Origin of the sequence: Cupriavidus necator (genome assembly GCF_040578825.1) — a bacterium.
In the GTDB taxonomy this organism is placed as follows: Bacteria; Pseudomonadota; Gammaproteobacteria; order Burkholderiales; family Burkholderiaceae; genus Cupriavidus; species Cupriavidus necator_E.
The window spans coordinates 1-1,300 of the sequence record NZ_JBEFLI010000179.1; the positions used below are offsets into that span (position 1 = coordinate 1).

Sequence of the window (1,300 nt, forward strand, 5' to 3'; positions counted from 1 at the left end):
GCCAACAACCGGACCCCACCGGGCCTTGCGGCGCGGGCGCTCGGGCTGATCCGCGACAACTATGCCGACTTCGGCCCGACGCTGGCCCGCGAGAAGCTGCACGAGCGCCATGGCCTCAGCCTGGCCAAGGAGACGGTGCGCCGGCTCATGATCGACGCCGGTTTTTGGGTGCCGCGCAAGCTGCGTCCACCCAAGGTGCACCAGCCGAGGAATCGCCGAGCCTGCCTGGGCGAACTGGTGCAGATCGACGGCAGCGACCACGCCTGGTTCGAGGACCGTGCGCCGGCCTGCACGTTGCTGGTGTACGTCGATGACGCCACCAGCCGGCTGATGGCGTTGCGCTTCGTGCCGACGGAATCCGCTTTTGCGTATTTCGAGGCGACACGGGCTTACCTTGAGTGCCACGGCAAGCCGATCGCGTTCTATAGCGACAAGGCCAGTGTGTTCCGGGTCAACCGACCCAATGCCAGCGGCGGCGACGGCTACACCCAATTCGGGCGCGCGCTGTACGAGCTCAATATCGATAGCTTGTGCGCCAACTCGAGCCAGGCCAAGGGCCGTGTCGAACGGATGAACGGCACGCTGCAGGACCGCCTGGTCAAGGAGCTGCGGCTGCGCCGGATCTCGTCTCAGGCCGACGCCAACGCCTTCGTGGCGGTCTTTGTGGCCGACTTCAACGCCCGCTTTGCCAAACCGCCCAGGAGCGACTTTAATGCGCATCGCCCAGTGCGCGCCGATGAGGACCTGGCGCGGATCTTCACCTGGCGTGAATGGCGCAAGGTGTCGGCCAGCCTCACGCTGCAGTACGACAAGACGCTGTACCTGCTGGCAGACCAGCCCGCGCATCGCGCTCTGATTCACCGCTACCTCGAGGTGGCCGAATATCCGGACGGCCGGATCGAGCTGTGGGCCGATGGCGCCACCCTGCCCTACACCACCTATGACCGGTTGGCCGAGATCGACCAGGGCGCGATCGTCGAGCACAAGCGGCTCGGTCACGTCCTGCGCGTGGCGCAGGAGATGCAGGCCAAGCGCGATAGCCGGCGCAGCGCCAGCGCACCCGCCCGAACCACCACAGGCACGCCACCGCGGCCTCGCAAAGCCGCCCCAGGCAAAAAACCTCAGAGACAGCTCAGCGCCGCAGACTTGCAGGCTGCCATCGAAAAGACTTTCAATGCACCACTGCCTTACGGGAAACCATAGAAAGCCAAACACCGAACCTCAACACCACACCTTCTAGATCGGACATTTCAGCTTAGCTGAGCGCCGGACATTTGAACTTAGCCTAGACACTTGGTGT

1 protein-coding gene is annotated in these 1,300 nt (G+C 64.5%); it reads left to right on the forward strand.

The features are described 5' to 3' along the window. Nucleotides 1–1,203 (forward strand): ISNCY family transposase (locus tag AB1I47_RS33765; protein ID WP_354687984.1); only part of this gene is annotated, 1,203 nt, incomplete at its 5' end. Between the last annotated feature and the right edge of the window lie 97 nt (nucleotides 1,204–1,300).